The 18,072-nt window shown below is 41.4% G+C and carries 9 protein-coding genes; 4 read left to right on the top strand and 5 right to left on the bottom strand.

All coding sequences use genetic code 11. The features are described from left to right. The first annotated feature begins 141 nt into the window (after nt 1–141). Nucleotides 142–6,078 (top strand): trifunctional serine/threonine-protein kinase/ATP-binding protein/SpoIIE family protein phosphatase, encoded by a 5,937-nt coding sequence (locus LEP1GSC058_RS01555; protein WP_016548043.1) that lies wholly within the window; start codon nt 142–144, stop codon nt 6,076–6,078. Nucleotides 6,079–6,266: 188 nt separating this feature from the next. On the opposite strand, the gene LEP1GSC058_RS01560 is transcribed toward LEP1GSC058_RS01555, so the two are convergent. From LEP1GSC058_RS01560 to LEP1GSC058_RS01575, 4 genes are read right to left on the bottom strand one after another with little or no spacing between them, the layout of a single operon-like run. Then, nucleotides 6,267–9,347, bottom strand: a complete 3,081-nt coding sequence (locus tag LEP1GSC058_RS01560; protein ID WP_016547982.1) for an efflux RND transporter permease subunit — start codon at nt 9,345–9,347, stop codon at nt 6,267–6,269. Nucleotides 9,348–9,396: 49 nt separating this feature from the next. Next, nucleotides 9,397–10,518 carry an efflux RND transporter periplasmic adaptor subunit gene (locus tag LEP1GSC058_RS01565; protein WP_016548210.1) on the bottom strand — a complete coding sequence of 374 codons (1,122 nt, stop codon included), beginning with the start codon at nt 10,516–10,518 and terminating at the stop codon, nt 9,397–9,399. Next, nucleotides 10,515–11,798 carry a TolC family protein gene (locus LEP1GSC058_RS01570; RefSeq protein WP_016548113.1) on the bottom strand — a complete coding sequence of 428 codons (1,284 nt, stop codon included), beginning with the start codon at nt 11,796–11,798 and terminating at the stop codon, nt 10,515–10,517. Before LEP1GSC058_RS01570 ends, LEP1GSC058_RS01565 begins: the two co-directional genes overlap by 4 nt. 12 nt (nt 11,799–11,810) lie before the next feature. Next, on the bottom strand, nt 11,811–13,046 hold the full coding sequence (locus LEP1GSC058_RS01575; protein ID WP_016547829.1) for a hypothetical protein: 1,236 nt from the start codon (nt 13,044–13,046) through the stop codon (nt 11,811–11,813). Nucleotides 13,047–13,433: 387 nt separating this feature from the next. On the opposite strand from LEP1GSC058_RS01575, the gene LEP1GSC058_RS01580 reads away from it, so the two are divergent. The 3 genes from LEP1GSC058_RS01580 to LEP1GSC058_RS01590 all read left to right on the top strand — a co-directional run bounded on the left by LEP1GSC058_RS01580 (nt 13,434) and on the right by LEP1GSC058_RS01590 (nt 16,975). Next, nucleotides 13,434–14,114, top strand: a complete 681-nt coding sequence (locus tag LEP1GSC058_RS01580; RefSeq protein ID WP_016547785.1) for a response regulator transcription factor — start codon at nt 13,434–13,436, stop codon at nt 14,112–14,114. A 3-nt stretch (nt 14,115–14,117) separates the two neighbouring features. Further along, nucleotides 14,118–15,488, top strand: coding sequence for a sensor histidine kinase (locus LEP1GSC058_RS01585; protein ID WP_016547964.1), 1,371 nt, complete (start codon nt 14,118–14,120; stop codon nt 15,486–15,488). Between the two features lie 494 nt (nt 15,489–15,982). Further along, nucleotides 15,983–16,975: a class I SAM-dependent methyltransferase gene (locus tag LEP1GSC058_RS01590; protein ID WP_198014371.1), complete on the top strand. Its 993-nt coding sequence runs from the start codon at nt 15,983–15,985 to the stop codon at nt 16,973–16,975. A 228-nt stretch (nt 16,976–17,203) separates the two neighbouring features. On the opposite strand, the gene LEP1GSC058_RS01595 is transcribed toward LEP1GSC058_RS01590, so the two are convergent. Then, nucleotides 17,204–18,058: an SDR family NAD(P)-dependent oxidoreductase gene (locus LEP1GSC058_RS01595; protein ID WP_016547835.1), complete on the bottom strand. Its 855-nt coding sequence runs from the start codon at nt 18,056–18,058 to the stop codon at nt 17,204–17,206. Nucleotides 18,059–18,072: the final 14 nt, after the last annotated feature.

Raw genomic sequence — 18,072 nt, forward strand, 5'->3', positions numbered from 1 at the left:
CGCTACCAAAAAGGCTGATCGGAATTCGATATGGTGCTTTCCTTTAACTCAAAACGGAAAAAAATACCGGCCTGATTCATGTCTCATAAATTCTAAAATAGAATATTGTACACTTAGGAAAGATTTAGGGGATACGGGAACGTGTTGGACGATTTTGACATCATCGAGACAATTCAAGAGAATTCCAGCACGAACGTGTATCGAGCGGTTTCTAAAACGGATAGGTCGCTCTCCTTCATCATCAAAGTTTTAGCTGCGGAATATCCGGATACTAGGGATATAGCTCGGATTCGGCACGAATACGAATTAAGTAAGGAGCTAACCATTGAAGGAGTCGTCAAACCTCTAGAATTGCGTCGGCATGGGAACGGATATGCTCTTATTTTGATCAACCTAAACGGGATTTCCCTGCAAAATATAATTAGAAAAGGGAAATCGAGTTCATTATCATTTCTTGAAATAGCGATACCATTAAGCAAAATATTGGGTGAGATACATTTACAGGGTGTCATTCATAAGGACATCAAGCCCGCTAATATTATCGTAAACGATGACCGAAGCGTTTATATAACTGATTTCGGATTATCGACCCGATTAAGTAGAGAAAAAGCGCGCTATTCCGCTACTGCCACCATGGAAGGAACACTCGCCTATATAGCGCCGGAACAAACCGGACGAATGAATCGAAGTACCGATAACAGATCCGACCTCTATTCCTTGGGCATTACATTTTACGAGATGCTGACGGGAGCTCCTCCATTTAAATCGGACGACGCTATCGATCTCATCCATAGCCATATAGCGAAAGTCCCGCCAAGCCCTCACGAATTGGATTCTTCCGTCGAACATCAACTTTCTAATATCGTTATGAAGCTGATTTCAAAGGCCGCCGAAGATAGATATCAATCCGCCTTGGGACTCGCTGCCGATTTAGAACGCTGTCTTCGGAATCTTAACCAGGGGGGAGAAATTTCGGAATTCCCCTTAGGACTCGAAGATTCATCCGGTAGCCTCCAAATTCCTCAAAAGCTCTACGGACGCTCCGAAGAGATAGAAATTTTACTGGGCGCTTTCGAAAGAGTTAGTCAAGGAGCCAGTGAACTTTTGTTGGTTCGAGGATATTCCGGCGTTGGAAAATCGGCTTTGGTCCATGAAGTTCACAAACCGATTACGGAAAAAAAAGGGCTTTTTATCTCCGGAAAGTTCGACCAGTTCCAAAGAGATATTCCTTACTATGCGATTCGTTTTGCACTAAAGGATTTATGCGAATACCTAGCGACCGAAAGCGAAGATGTATTGGAGAATTGGAAAACAATAATATTGAACGCTTTGCAACCGAATGCAAGCGTCTTAATCGATATAGTTCCCGAACTCGAACTGATTATAGGAAAGCAACCAGCCGTGCCGGAATTGGGCGCTCAAGAATCGATTAATCGGTTAAATCAGGTTTTCCAGAGTTTTATTCGGGCTATCTCGAACCGGGAACATCCGTTGGTAATTTTTGTCGATGATCTTCAATGGGCGGATTCCGGTTCGCTTAATCTCATCAAAATTTTACTCACCGGAGCGGAGGAGAAATATTTTCTCCTGATCGGGGCTTTTAGAGAAAACGAAGTGGATGGAACTCACGCTTTTTCGTTGACTATAGATGAAATTCGAAAATCAGGAAGTTCCGTTAGATCGATCGCATTAAATCCGCTAAAGAGTGAACACGTAAGAGATCTAACCATGGAATCACTTGCGTCAACGGACCGAGAACTTTTAACTCCTTTGTCCGACCTCATTTACTCGAAAACGGGGGGAAACGCATTTTTCGTTAACGAATTTCTGAAAAATCTATATGAAGATAATTTGATTTACTTTGATTTTGCAAAAAGAAAATGGATTTGGGACATTCGAAGTATCGAATCTAAAAACGTTACGAGTAACGTAGTCGACCTAATGTCTCAGAAGATAGGGAGATTGCCGGAGGAAACTAGAAGAATTCTACAATTGGGTAGTTGTGTAGGTAGCCAATTTTCCCTTAAAATCATTTCCATCGTCTATGAAAAGAACGAACAAGATACGTTAATCGACTTGTGGAAATCGGTTGAAGAAGGATTAATTCTTCCGTTGGACAATAACTATAAACTACTCCAAAGAACGTCTCCGGAGAACAAAGCGGATCCCGATCGGCAAAAATTCGAAATCGATATTATGCTCGATACGAATTTTCAATTCCTACATGACAAGGTCCAGGAGGCGGCCTATTCGGGTATCGGCGAGGAACACAAAAAAAAAGTTCATTTGACCATAGGGCGATTATTGCTTGATCGGACCGAATCGAGCCAATTGCCAGAACGGATATTCTCCATCGTAAACCAATTTAACCTGGGCTCCGGACTATTAGTCGAAGATTCAGAGAAGAATAAATTAACCGAACTTAATCTATTCGCCGGTAAAAAAGCGAAACATTCGAGTGCGTATAATAGCGCTATCAACTTTTTTAAGCAAGGAATCTCCCTTTTAAACGAAACCCACTGGAAGAACCAGTATGAAATTTCTTTCGAATTGTATTCCGAAAAAGCCGCCTGCGAATATAGCGCAGCCCTCCTTGAGGACTGCGAGCGGGACGTAAAAATAGTATTGGAAAATGCGATCGGACAGGACCATAAAACCGCAATATATCAAATTTATCTTAATTTACTCTATCAATTGAATCGACATCGGGAAGGAATCGAGATCGGAATTGAAGCTCTTAAATATCTAGGTATCACGATACCGAAAAACGTTAAGAAAGCTCATATAGCGCTTCTTTACGCTCGATTTAGAATTCGATTGGGAGCTAAAAAAGCCAGAGATTTGGTGGAATTACCCGAAATCACCGACAAGCGCGTTTTTAACGTATGTGCAATCATTTACGATTTAGTCCCTTCCTCATACCAAGTTTTTCCGGATTTAATGGGCTATATCAGTCTACTAATGGCCCTGCATTGTTTAAAATACGGGAATTCGATTTACTCGGGATTCGCTTACGCAATGACTGCGGTAATAATGTCGGGAGTGACGAAAGAATTGGAAGGAGCCTTTAAATTCGCAGAACTAGCCGAGACACTTTCGGAAAAATATTACGATATAGGCGTAAAAGCGAAAGTTCACTTTGCAATCGGAAATTTTAATATACATTGGGTGCTGCCCATGCGTGAGCATAAGTGGTACGTCGACACCGCTTTAAAAACTGCTCTCGAGGCAGGTACAATTAATTGGGCCGATTATTCGATGACTTTTTCGAGAATCCAAAGCATCTTCTTCACGGATAAGAATCTGGAATCCATTTTGGAGGAGAACGAAAAGATCTACGAAATGTATTTAAAACACAAAGATAGAGAGGTGATTCTGAATCATTACTTTATCCTGAATTTTTTAAATAATTTAACGATTAATGATAATAATTCCGCCGATCCATATTCTTTTAACGAGGAGGATTACGAAAGGGAAATGCTAACTCCCGGGAATTTTACGATTCGCACTTATTATCATACCTTAAAAATGATTCAGAGCTTCATGCACGAAAATTGGGAGGCCGCGCTCTCGCACGGTTGGAAAGGATTCCGGATCGTATTGGAAGTTTTGGGAAATATGCTCGATTTTCAACTTCGTTATTATTTTGTGCTATCTTGTCTTTCGTATCAAATTTCGACCAAGAAATCCCTAAGCCTGAAGTTTAGGTTAGCTTATAAATTGAATCGTTTTTTGTTGCGATATTACAGTAAAAAAAACCCGGTGAATTTCTTAGCCCACGACTTGTTGGTTTCCGCTTTAGAGGCTCAGTTGGAGGGTAGACAAAACCAAGCTGGGGCTTATTTCGAGAAGGCGGTAAAAGAATCGCATCTAGCCGGCTTTTCAATCAATGAAGCGTTAGTGAACGAATACACTGCAAAATTCTATATCGCTAACGATATCGAAAAAGCCGCGACTGCATACATGACCGAGGCGGTTTATTTATATTCTAGTTGGGGAGCTACGGCAAAGGTAAAACAGCTTGAAGAGAATTACGGACACTATATTCGAAAATCCAATTCCGCTAAAAAGATGGATTCTATAAGTTTGCGCGAAACACATTCGTCCACTGACAATAATCGATCGAATACACTGGACTTAACCACGATATTAAAAGCATCGCAAGCAGTTTCCGGCGAAATCCGGCTCGATAAACTTCTTTCCGAATTAATGCAAAACTTAATTCAAAATACGGGTGCAGAAAAAGGACTTTTAGTTCTGGAAGAAAATAGGAACTGGGTTATTCGAGCCGAAGGTAGCGCGAACGGTACGATAGATGTTCTAAGTTCCGAATTATTACTCCAAAGTAAAAAGATTCCCAGAACGATTATCAACTATGTTCTGAGAAGCAAGCAACCCATCGTCTTAAGTCGAGCTTGGTTAGATATTCAGTTTCAAAACGACCCGTATATTATAGAAGTGAAGCCGCAATCGATTCTGTGTGCACCGATTATGAATCAAGGGAGATTGAGCGGAGCGGTTTATCTTGAAAATCGTCTGACGGCCGATGCCTTTACGCCGGATCGCCTTCAAGTCGTTAATATACTCTCATCTCAGGCGGCTATATCGCTTGAAAATTCGCTTTTATACGAAAATCTTGAACAGAAAGTGCGGGAACGTACGGAGGAATTATCCAGACTACTTCTTGAAATACAGGAACTCAAGCATCAACAAGATGCTGATTACTTTTTGACTTCCTTGCTGCTCGAACCTCTCGGCGAAAACAAAACCGGAGGTGAAAATGTAAAAATCGACTTCTTCTTAAGACAAAAAAAACATTTCACTTATAAGAATAAGGAATACTCGATCGGCGGGGATCTCTGCGGCGCTCATAATATTTTTCTGAAAAATAGAAAGTACACCGTCTTTATGAACGCGGATGCGATGGGGAAATCCATTCAAGGAGCCGCGGGAGCGTTAATAACCGGTTCGGTTTTCGAGTCGATCATTCAACGTACGAAGCTATCCGAATATTGGCAAAATTTTCTTCCCGAGCAATGGATTCGAAATAGTTTTACCGAACTTCAAAAAGTCTTTGAAAATCTTGAAGGAACAATGCTGATTTCGATCCTAATAGGAGCAGTCGATGAATTAACGGGCACGGTATATACGATCAATTCGGATTACCCGGCGCCGATTCTATTTAGAAAAGGCAAGGCTCAACATCTTCCTCCGTCGAATTTCTTTCTGAAATTAGGAGTAAATCCTTTTATAATTAACGAAAACAATAAGAGCAAAGCCCAAAAAATCGCGCATTACCTTTCCGTGGACATATTCACGCTTCGGGATGGGGATATACTAATCACAGGTTCGGACGGAAAGGATGATATTAATCTGCATTCCGGCGAAGACGGATTTCTTGAAAAAAACCAGGATGAAAATATGATTCTTCGTCTTATAGAGGAATCGAACGGAGATTTGGAAAAACTATACGAATCGATACGGGAGAAAGGCGAGCTTACCGACGATCTATCACTTATGCGACTCGCCTTTCGTAAATTTGGAAAGAGCAAAACCGTAATAACTCGAAATATTATCCAGACTCTTGATATATTCCGACAGAAGCAAATTGCTAACGATTGGGAGGGAGCAATTGTCGAACTCAAAAAATCGTACAAGCTCGGATACAAGCATCCTTCTCTTTTGAGGACGATGGCACGTCTATATTATAAACTAAAAAAATTCCGTGCAGCAAGTCTGTTCGCACATCGATATTTTCTATTGGAACCTGCGGATAACAGTAATCTATTTTTATTATCGCTCTCCCTTTTTCAAATCGGCCGAATTTCCCGCGCTTTGGAAACCGCCGAATGTCTAGTTTTGAGAAAAAGGGAACACGCAGGTTATCTGGTCCATTATGCGAATATATTAGCTACGACGGGCGATAAGACAGCCGAATCAATTCTACAAAGAGCCGAATTGTCGGATCCGAATCTTCCGTCCATCTCGAAGCTGCGAAAGAAAATAAATGAGAAAGTAAATCTCGCTAGACATACACGCAATGATTTTCGGTTCCCGATGATTGCCGGTTCCCGTTAAAATATATATTCTAATTTTAGAATATATCCAAGTCCTATATATGCATACTTATTACGTCGATGTAATCTATTGCATTCTCGTCGCGTATTGACCCGGTTTTCTGTTATAAGTCGTTCTTTGAATAAAATTCCAAGCATCTATTTACTTCGTTATCAGAACATAAAAAGAATCGATAGCCGCTTGCGAGATTATTTTTTATTCGTTTTTCTGTGAGTGAATTTAGTTTCCAGTATGTAATAAAGCACGGGTAACGCAAAAAGAGTGATACCGGTACCCGTGATAAGTCCGTAAACGATTACCGTTGCGAGCGGTCTTTGAACGTCGCTTCCGATTCCTGTCGCGATAGATGCCGGAAAAAGCCCGAGAGCTGCAACCGTAGCGGTCATCAAAATCGGCCTTAACCGATCCGTAGCACCCGATATAACCGCGAGCTTCAACGGTACTTTATTTTCTATCAATCCGTTTAGATGAGATACCATAATCACTCCATTTTGAATTGCGACTCCGAAGAGCGCGATAAAACCTACAGAGCTAGATACGTTTAAGGTCATTCCTCGTGCTATTAATGCAATAAGTCCTCCGAGAAGAGCCGCGGGCACGATACACAATAATAAAAAGGCATGTCGTAAATTTCCGAAGGCTACGTAGAGAAGCGTAAACATCACGCTTAATATAAGGGGAAGAATTATGGATAGTCTTCGATTCGCCCGTTCTTGATTCTCGAGTTGACCTCCCCAGACTATTCTATATTTCTTAGAATCGAATTTTATTTTGCGAGAAATATTATCCTTCGCTTCGGAAACGAACGAGGATAGATCTCGCCCATGAAGATTAACTTTAACGGTTAAGTGCCTTTGATTGGATTCCCTGGTAATCGTGCTTTCACCGGTCGTTAATTTTACGTTCGCGACTTGAGAAACGGGGATTTTTGCGCCATTCGGAGATGTGAGCATTAAATTGCTAATGGCTTCGGGGGTATTTCTAAACGCTTCCCCATATCGAACCGTTATATCGTACTTTTTCTCGCCGAGAAACAGATTTGAAATCGCTTGTCCCCCGATGGCCGCTTCTATCAAATCGGAGATATCGGATACGTTTAAACTATATCTTGCCGCGGTTCCTCGATCTATTTTTACCTGTATTTGAGGCAGGGGCGGTTCCTGGTCGATTCCGACATCGGAGGAACCGGGAGTCGATTTTAGCACATCCGCAATTTTTTTCGTAAGCTCTCGAGTCTCCTTAAAATCGTCTCCAAAAACCTTAATCACCAACTCGCTATGAGCACCGGAAATTTTATCGTTTACGTTATCGATCATCGGTTGGGAAAAGCTGATAGTGTATCCGGGCATTTTTAAATAGTGATTCCTGAGTACTCCTACAAGCTCCCTCTTGGTTCGACCGCTTTTCCAAGTATCATACGGTTTCAATCCTATCGAGCATTCGATATGCGATGGAGTCCAGGAATCCGTGCCGTCGTCATTTCGCCCGGTTTGGGTAATGACATGCGAGACTTCCTCGAACTTCAGCGTTTCTTTTCGCAATTCGTCGGCCATTTCCGAGCCTTTCGCTAGAGAAATTCCCGGAGGAAGCTGCACTTGAAGCCATATAGATCCTTCGTCCAACTCCGGTAAAAAATCCTTTCCGATAACGACAAAAAGGGCAAAGCATAGCAATAAGGCTCCGCCTGCGAACTGTAAAATCCTGACCGGATGTTCTATCAGAATAGTGATTCTTTTTTGATAAAGAAGCGTAATTTTTTCCAACCACTTATTGTGATAGAGTCTTTGAGGCTTTCTATAGGCTATATAAGAAATAGCCGGAATCAAAGTTAAAGCTATGAATAATGCACCAGCCAAAGCGTACCCGACCGTATAGGCCATCGGTGTAAATAATTTTCGTTCGATTCTTTCGAATGCAAAAAGAGGAAGATAGGCGGTTATTATGATTAGGGTGGCGAAGAAGATAGGGGAGGCCACTGCTGCGGCAACTTTTGCTACGTCAGGAATCTGTAATGTGTCAGTCTCTTTCTCCTCTTTCAATTTAAGAATGCTTTCCATCATGACAATGGAACCGTCGACGATAATGCCGAAATCAATGGCTCCTAACGAAAGCAAATTCGCGGGAATATTCGTGAAATTCATCAAGATGAATGCGATCAATAACGAGATCGGAATAGTTAGAGCGACTAGTAAAGCGCCTCTGACATTCCCCAAAAAAAGGATGAGAACTACTATCACCAATCCGATTCCTTCTAGAAGCGTTTTTGAGACGGTCCTGAGGGTAGTGTTCACGAGATCGATCCGATCCATATATGGAACGACTTTCACTCCCGAAGGGAGGAGTCCGTTATTCAGCTCGTCCACTTTCGAGTGAACTCCTTTAAGGACCGCACTCGGATTTTGGTATCTCAGCAGTAAAACGATTCCGGAAACCTCGTCGGTCTTAAAATCCCGCCCTAAGATTCCCTTTCTTCCGAGTTCGCCTAACTTTAAGTCTCCCAAGTCTTTCAAAAAAATCGGAATCCCTTTTCGAGTATCGACGACGATCCGTCCAAGATCTTCTAGCGAGCGAATCAATCCGATCCCTCTTACTACGTAGGCAAGGTCTCCCATTCTTAGGATACTTCCGCCGGAATTCGTATTATTCTTTTGAATGGTGTCGATGACCTGAGCCAAAGATATATTGAACTGATTCAATTTATTCGGATCAATTTCCAACTGAAATTGGGTAGTAATGCCGCCGAAATTTGAAACATCGGCAACGCCGATCACCTGCTTCAACTTAGGAATCACTACCCATCGCTGCAATTCCCTTAGCTCTCTGGAATCTTTGCTGGAAGATTCCAAGGTATACCGGAAAATTTCCCCTATCGGAGAAGTCAACGGATCCAGCTCGGGTTTCGTGTCACCGGGAAGCTGCACTCCTTCAATTCTTTCCTTAATTCTCTGACGAGACCAATAATCTTCGACTCCTTCCTGAAACACCAAGGTAATAATGGACAGTCCGAAGGTACTTTTGCTTCTAATGATGGACAAGCCGGGTATTCCGTTGAGGGCTCGCTCAAGGGGAATGGTGATCTGTTCTTCTATCTCTTCCGCCGCTCTTCCGGGAAATTGCGTTATCACTTGGGAGGTGACGTCGGCTATATCGGGATAGGCTTCGATCGATAATTGCGTCCAGGAATAATATCCAAATACGCATAAAAGTATGAATAGTACGAATATCAAAACTCGTCTTTCTATCGACTTTAAAATATATTTATGGATCATTTTACTCTAATTTTGTGATTCATATGCGAGGAGAAGATCGGAAGCATATCTATTTTACTTTCAATAAATAGAAACTTCCGTCCGTAATAATGTGATCGCCGACGATCAGACCGTCTATTATCACTACGTCTTCGGCTAAGGATTCGGTGTCGTCAGTTCTGACCTCCCGCTTTTCATAGCTTTTCTCGGACTTTTTGACAAACACGAATTTTTTATCGCCTTCCTGTATCAATGCTTTAGAAGGAATTAATATGCTTTTCTTCGGTTTTGATTGGAAGATAACGGTGGCAAACATCCCCGGCTTTAGCTTTCTTTCCGGATTCCGGAATTCCACACGGACTTTCACCGTTCTGCTTTCCGAGTCCAAAATATCGTCCATGAACAGGACCTTTCCGTTGAAATTCTCTTCCGGGTAAGCGGAAACTCTCGCAGAGCAGGGATCTCCTGCGTTCACGAACCTGATGTCTTTTTCCTGAACGTTTGCCGTTATCCAGACGCTGGAAAGATCGGCTATCGTGATTAACGTTTCGTTAGCGTCGTTATGAAATTCACCCGGTGCGATATTCATGGATACGATTCTTCCTTTTATGGGAGAATATACTTTTAAGGGTTCTCCCAAGGCGGTATTTTCGGGATCTATTTTATACATTTTTAATCGTATTGAGGATTGGTTTAATTGGCTCTTGATCACGTCATAATTGGTTTTTGCCTGTTGCACTTCCTTTTGCATTCCGACTCCGTGCGCTAGTAGATCGCTTTGCCTAGTCAAGTCGATTTCCGCCTGTAGTAGCTGAGCTTTGGCGCTTAAATAATCCTTTTGCGCTTGAGCCAATTCCGGCGTGTCGATGCTGAATAGAATCTTACCCGGCGAGACGGGCTCCCCTAGCTTTACATAAAGTTTAACAATTCTTCCGACCAAAGGAGGAGTTACTTTGACCATCTTTGTGGAATTTGCCTCCACTGAGGCCGGTGCCTGGATCTCCTTTACGAAATCCTTTAGATGAACTTCTCCAGTGCGGATTTTACCTCGAAGCGGTGAATTTTCGGGAATGATGAAATAATCACCCTCAATTTTAAAGTCTTCGATCGGCTCGAAATCGATGTTCTTTTTTTTGCAGTTTAGAGAGTTAAATAAAAACGAAAGTAGTATCAAAGTTAACAGTTTTCTCATATACTAATCTCCCATATACCGGCCGCTCTCTGCAATTCGACTACTTTAGTAACGTAATTTCTAAGATCATGGTAATAAGCGAAGTAAACGCTATTTAAGGTTCGTTGGGCCGCTAATACGTCCGTCAGGGTGGTGTTTCCTCGTCTGTAGTTATACATTCTTCCCTGAAAAACCTTCTCGGCGTCGGCCAAGATACTGCTTTTATAGATTTTCAACTGTTCCTTAGCTAGTTGGTATTGTAAGTAAGCCGTTTTTACCTGCACTTCAACTTTCAATTTGGCGGCTTCAAGATCGACCTCGGACTTACTTATCCTATATTTGGCCATTTCCAAATCTCCAGTGTACATGTTCGAAAGAGGCATAGTAACTCCGAAAAAGTATGTCAAGGCATAGTAGGAGGGACTCGGTCCGGTCGCATTAGTGGACCTTGTATAAAAATTGTTGGCCACTTCGAAATTGAAATTCGGGACCCGGTTCGCTTCGGTTAGTCTTAAATTATATTTGGAGGAAACTTTGTCGTATCTTGCCGCGATCATATCCGGTCTGTTTTCGAGAGCGAAACTGATCAACTTTTCAAGATCATACTCCTTTGGCTGAATATTCAGATCTCCTTGAGGATAGAATAATCTGCTTCTATCCTTCTTGCACATAAAGAGAATCATATTCAAAGCGGCCGCTCTCAAATCCGATTCGGAGGAGATCAGATCGTTCTTCATTAGATTCGCTTCGACTTGGGATTGCGTCACATCGAGTTCGGTGATGTCGCCGAATTTCAGTTTTATGGCATTCGATTCGGCCAATTGAAAAAGGGATTTATATGACTCCTCTTTTCTTTTTGTAAGCAGCATGATCGCGAGTGTATTTACGTATGTAATCGTCGCGTCCGCCCTAAGTTGGAGGAGAAAGTCCGCAAATTGAGCCCGAGATTGATCTGCGACGGCCGTTTGATAATCGATGCGAGCGCCTCTTTTTCCTCCTAATTCGATTGTCCCTTGAAAACCGGCGTACCATTGCTGAGGTAAATGCTTAGAGGATATATCCGCGGATTGATTTCCCAATACGAAATTAGGATTGGGAAATTTACGAGCGACGTCTATTTCGGATTTCGTTATATCGACGTTGTATTTTCTAGACGCTAGTTCGTAATTATTATCCAGTACTTCATTGAGATAGGTTTGAAAATCGATTTCTCTAACCGGAGCTTCTTTCATTAAATCCGATTGAGAAAATGCGCTCGTTATCGGAAAAAGTGCCAGTAAGTAAAGGATTCGATATTTCATATCACTGCTCGCTCAAAATTGTATCGGATAAAAAGCCGAGATTGTGACGTTGGTAAGGCTCGCGTGAAATTGATTCTGAATATGCGCCGAGATTACCGTATAAGATAATTTTGATTTAATTCCGTATATCGTCGGAAATTCCAAAAAAGCGTTAAGGGCAAGCGCATCCCGATTCGAAATATGCTCTTTTGTTTTAGGTTTATAACTTAGGAATGCAGCCGAATAAGGATCCACTCCTAAATTAAAGACCAATTGATTGAAAGTTAGTAGATCTAACTTTCTACTCGTATATCCGTCAGCTAGGACGATAGCTGCAAATGTCTGCTGGTTATAACCGGTGGAATTGTTAAGCGAATTCATAAGCATTAAAGGGTCCTTTAAGCCGGCCGAATAATTATAGAGTCCCAAGTTTTGTACATATTCTTGAGTATTAAAATTTCCGGAAGAATCCACGCTGCTTAAAGCCAGGAAAGGTTGGTTTCTATTTTTGATATACAGATCTCCGTTCGCCTCTAAATATCCGATTCCTCCACCGACACCTAATCGAAAACCGTCCGAATTGGATTTTCCGAGATAGATTACCGGTAAGAGCAAGGAATAGAATCCTTTTATATCCGTGCCAAGATCCTCCCGCTTCGTTCTATTCTGTAGTCGAGTGTTTATAAAATTCACCAATCCAAAGTTATTGAAGGTGATATTATCCGGAAGAGAATCCACTTCCTGATTATCCATTTCGAAGGTCGAGGTGCTATTCAAGAATTGGAATCCAAACCAATCCGAAATTTTAAAATCTCTAGATTTAATTTCAAGAAACAGGTTTGGCTTCACATAATGCGATTGCGTCATCAATCCGACGTAATCTCCTCTGCGAATCGCCGCTTCCGTGTGTGAAATGCTAATCCCCGGATTTAAAGAAAAATATTTGGTCCCGTACTTCTCCTTTTCTAAATCCTCTTGTCTTTGCTTTTCCTCCAGACTGACGGCTGTGTTCTCCTTGATAAGTTCTCCCCAACGGTCCTTCTCCTGAGAATATAGAGGATAAGTAAGGAAAAATAAAAAAGCGAGTCCGCCAATTTTTAATGAGAATACATGTAACCGAATCTCTACAAATCTGTCCCGCCATCGATTCATCGATTGCGCTAAAGCTTTATCGCTCGCTATTCTTTTCGGAATTCTCCAAAGTGGAAGGTCGAAAACGACCTTACTATAAGCCCGAAGAAAAATCTTAATTAGGGATAAAGCATTCATTTCATTTAAGAACGGAAAGTTATTTCTTTCTCGATTCCTATTTACACGAAACTTCGATCATGATAACTTTAACAATAGATTTTCAGGATTGAAACCTTAACATAGTATTAGAATTTTATTAGAAATTCATTAGGATTAATTCCGGATAATTTGTCAAATTTCCGGAAGAAAAATGAACGTTTCTTTCCAGCGGGAAAGGTAGAAATGAAGCGAATAAAAATCCGAACGTTCACCGAATGTCGATATTAGGGAGATTCGGAACTCAGATTTTTTTGTCTCTCCTACAACCGCTTCTTTCGCGAAAGGCTGTAGATGATCGTCGTGAGTTACTGCATCTCAAGATTTTGATTTTCAAATTAGCGAGAAGGAGAAAAAAAGGAGTATCGTATGAAATTCCTCATCATCGAAGACGATGTCCGAATGGCCGATCTAATTAAAAGAGGATTGGAAGAGGAAGGTTTCGAAGTTTCAGTCGCGTATGACGGTAATATGGGCAGGAAGCTGGCGTTAAATTACGAATTCGATTTAATTATCACGGATATAGTCCTTCCCGTTTTTAACGGCTTGGAATTATGCAAAGAGATCAGAACCGTAAAGCCGAATATTCCAATCATCATGCTGACTGCACTTGGGGCTACGGACGATAAGATCGAAGCCTTCGATTCGGGGGCCGATGATTATTTAGTTAAACCTTTCGATTTCAGGGAACTTCATGTAAGAATCAGAACTTTATTAAAAAGAACTAACGCTAGCGGCAATTCCGGATTTTTGCTTAAATTCTCCGATTTAGTAATGAATATGCAAACCAAAACGGTCGCTCGTGCCGGAGTCGAGATCGAATTAACTCCGAAAGAGTTTAAGTTTTTGGAATACTTAGTGAGAAATAACGGTCGAGTTCTATCGAGGCGAGAAATTGCGGAAAAGGTTTGGGAAACGAATTTCGACACAGGAACGAATTTTATAGACGTATATATAAACTATTTACGAAAGAAAATAGACAAGGACTTTCCGACTAAATTGATTCACACGAAATCAGGAATGGGTTTTATCTTGAAAGAGGGTTCTTGAAACGTGAAAATTCGACTTAAATTAACCCTTTTATTCACCGCACTTTTTTCCATCTTACTGTTGATGTTCGCATTAATAGTCTACGCTTCATTCAGCAATAATCGGGAAGAAGAGTATTATAAGAGGTTAAAAGGCCAGGCGGTAACGAAAGCGGAATTATTGTTAGAGGCAAAAGTTCCACCCGAAGTACTGCAACTGATCTATAAAAGCTCGCCGAACACACTTTTCGAGGAGGAAATCGCCATCTACGACGAGAATTTGAATCTATTATATCATGATTCTGTGGAATTGGATAAAGTAAAAGAAACTCGCTCGATGTTCCAAGATATCCTTGAAAAAGGTGAAATCAAATTTTACACGAACAATTTACAGGCCGTCGGATTATTGCATATCCATGGGGGAAAGAAATATATCATAACTGCCGCCGCCAGGGATGGATACGGTTTTGCGATTCTGCAGAAACTCAGATATAGATTGATTGCCGGTTATATCATTATGGTCGGACTGACCTTGGTTTTAGGCCGTTTATTCGCAAAGCAATCTTTAGACCCGGTATCGAAGCTCATCAGTAAAGTCGCGGAGATTACCGCCACCAGTCTCGATTCTAGAATCGTCGTCGGAAAAGGTAAAGATGAAATAACAGAGTTAGGTCTAACCTTTAACGAAATGTTGGATCGATTGGAGAAATCGTTTAAGGCCCAAAAAGAATTTGTATCCAATATATCGCATGAATTGCGTACTCCGCTATCGGCTATCGTTGCCGAACTTGAATTATCACAAAACAAAAGAAGGACTGTCGAAGAATACAGAAATATCATCGGATTAACTTTGTCCGATGCAAAAAAATTGGTCCGACTGATAAGCGATTTACTTGATCTCGCCAAAACAAGTTACGATCCGTCTGCAATCAGTTTTAGACGCATTAGAATCGATGAAGTGTTGCTGGATGCGAGATCCGAATTGGTCGCTAAAAATAAGCACTATAATGTCGATTTAGTCTTTAGCGAAGATTTCGAACAATCCGAAGCGCTCACTATGAGCGGGAATGAATACCTGGTAAAATTAGCTTTCCTGAATATTATCGAAAACGGGTGCAAGTTTTCAAACGACAACCGATCTCAGGTCTTTATCGGAATGAGCAAAGGTAATTCAATGATTCTTGAATTTAAGGATTGCGGAATTGGAATCGGAAAGGAAGACCTGCCCAACGTTTTTAATTTCTTTTTTCGAGGGGACAATGGGAAATTTGCGGAAGGAAACGGAATCGGCCTATCCTTGACGCAAAACATCGTCTTACTTCACAAGGGTTCGATAAGTATTCGGTCGAAGCCTAATGAAGGGACATCCGTGAGGCTTGAGTTCGATTTATCCTAGCAGGGGGCGATTTCGGAGCATTTCTTTTTGCTTAATAATTGCTTCCAGTTGCTTTAGTTGAAGTAACCCTGAACCGAGTCCTTGAATACGATATTTTAGAAAGAACCCGCAAGAATGGTTTATTACCGGAGAGTAGTTACCTCCGCCGATCATTCGCGAATCTGAAGTAACTTTGTTCAATTCTTGATTGATTCTGATTTAGTCTAGATTGATTACTTCGTCATAGAATTAGCCGAGCTTGAAGATCCTTGGTGCGGGAGCTTTTCGAAGACGCGAATCGGATGTTATTCGGACGGAATGAAAGAGCGAAAAGTCACGATCAAAAGACTTATTGGACAAATTTATTAATCAGGCAATCGACGGATTTTTACCTCCTCAGAATAAGGTTGTCCGACCCGCTTAATCACTACCGACAATTGCTTTTTTGCTTGCGTAGATGATTTACGATATTATTCTCTTTGAAAAGATTAACTTACTGATGGAAAGGAGTGATTGTGAGCAATAGTACGAGTAGGCCAGAGGATATGGCTTTGGCGATAGGGGCAAAAAAACTCCACGAGGGTCGGCAGTTTATGTACGACGCTGCAAAGCGATATCATGATTCCTTTAAGGATCCTAAAACCGGTTTTTTTAAATCAGAATATCTCGAAAAACGAAGCTGCCCTGTTTGTTTTAAAAATAATGAGAGGGTGATTTTTAACGCGGATGGAGGAGTTTACGTTAAATGCAACGAATGCGGTATGGGATACTTAAACCCCGTCTTTACGGATGACTCTCTTACGAAATTTTATACCGGCAATAACACGGTTCAATCCGAAGTCGTCGAAAATGAAAGCGATTTTTATAAAAAAATATACATGAAAGGACTAGAAGCGTTAACTCCACACACGAAAAAAGGAGCTATTCTAGACGTAGGATGTTCTGCAGGTGGCTTTCTAGACCTTGCAAAAGCTAACGGTTGGGATACATGGGGAGTTGAACTGAACGAAGCCGAGATTGCATATGCCAAAAAGAAAGGTCATAAGGCATTTAATCAGATGCTTGAAAGTATCGAATTTCCAATTAAGTTTAATGCGATTACGTTGTGGGATGTGTTTGAACACATCAAAGATGGACATAAATATTTGAAGTTAATGAAAAGTCTACTCCAGCCGGACGGTGTGATTTTCATTCAGGTTCCGAACTTCCACTCGTTAGCTGCAAGAGTGCTCCAGGAAAAATGCAAGATGTTTGACGGATTGGAGCATGTAAATCTTTATTCGCCAGTAACTCTGAAGGCAATCGCCGAAAAGAATTCCTTCGAATTAGCGTCTATGAACACTGTCATTTCCGAAATCCCCATAGTTAATAATTATGTTAATTATGAAGATGCGTATTTAGGCGATATTCCCCATGGCGGTAAAGTATTGAATCTTATCGATGAAAAATTGCTTCACGAAAATTACCTCGGATATAAAATCCAGGCTGTTCTGAAAAATACGCATTGAAAAGAAGAAACCGTTTTTAACAGGTATTTTTAAGTAAGCGAATCTATAGCAGAAGTTGATCGATGCAGCTTTTATAATAAGCTGCTTCCGCAATATCATAATTAGCAATTTCGGAAATATCCAATTGTAATTTAATCGATTGCTACTTATTATTAACGCTTACTTCGTCATAGAATTAGCCGAGCTTGAAGATCCTTGGTGTGGGGTAATTAGGTACGAAAATTTCGTTTATGTTCGATTATTTTTTTTCAAAAGACGCAATTGGGCGGATCGCAACTCCCCATCGGCAATTTTAAGGGTCAATTCCGGAAAATGTCTCGCGAGAAAGTATTGAAGCCAAGAATCCCAGGTCGCATATCCGAAAAATTTACGGGACGGCAGCCAATCAATGAATGCCTTGACTACGGTTTCCACAGAATGAGTCGCATTCAATGCGGAACCCATTTCGATTTCCTTACACAATAAAGGCTTATCTTCGTTCTCCTTTAGAAGGCCAGGCGTATCCGTAGTCGGCGGGAGGAAAAGTTTTACTCGAACATTATGCAATAGCATTTCTTGTCTAAAGGCTTGTGAAAAACCGACGATCGCAAATTTGCTGGCAGAGTACGCGGAATATCCGTAAACGGATAAGATAGCCAACATCGAAGAAACGAATATTATATCTCCCGAATGCTGAGCCGCGAAATGCGCTTGAAACGCTTTTGCCAAGTTCACATGGCCGAAGTAATTAACATCCATTAACGTCCGAAATGTCGTTTCATCCAGATTTTCAACGGTTCCCGCTTGAGCGTATCCGCTGTTGCAGATTAAAAGGTCGAGACCACCAAGAGTATCGAGAACCTTCTTAGCGGCGATTCGAACCTGAGCCGAATCGGAAACATCTACCGCCACATGTCCGAAAATTGCCGACGAATTGGCCGCTTTTTTCAATTCGGCGACCGTTTCCAATAGAGCGGATTCTCCTCTGGCGGCGATCATCACGCTTGCTCCTTTCTTCGCAAACGACATTGCGAGACCTTTTCCGATTCCGGCGGATCCGCCGGCGATAAAGACTTTCTTACCCTCAAACGGAGTTTGATTCATCGATCCTTTCTTCC

This window comes from Leptospira fainei serovar Hurstbridge str. BUT 6, assembly GCF_000306235.2.
GTDB classification, from domain to species: domain Bacteria; phylum Spirochaetota; class Leptospiria; order Leptospirales; family Leptospiraceae; genus Leptospira_B; species Leptospira_B fainei.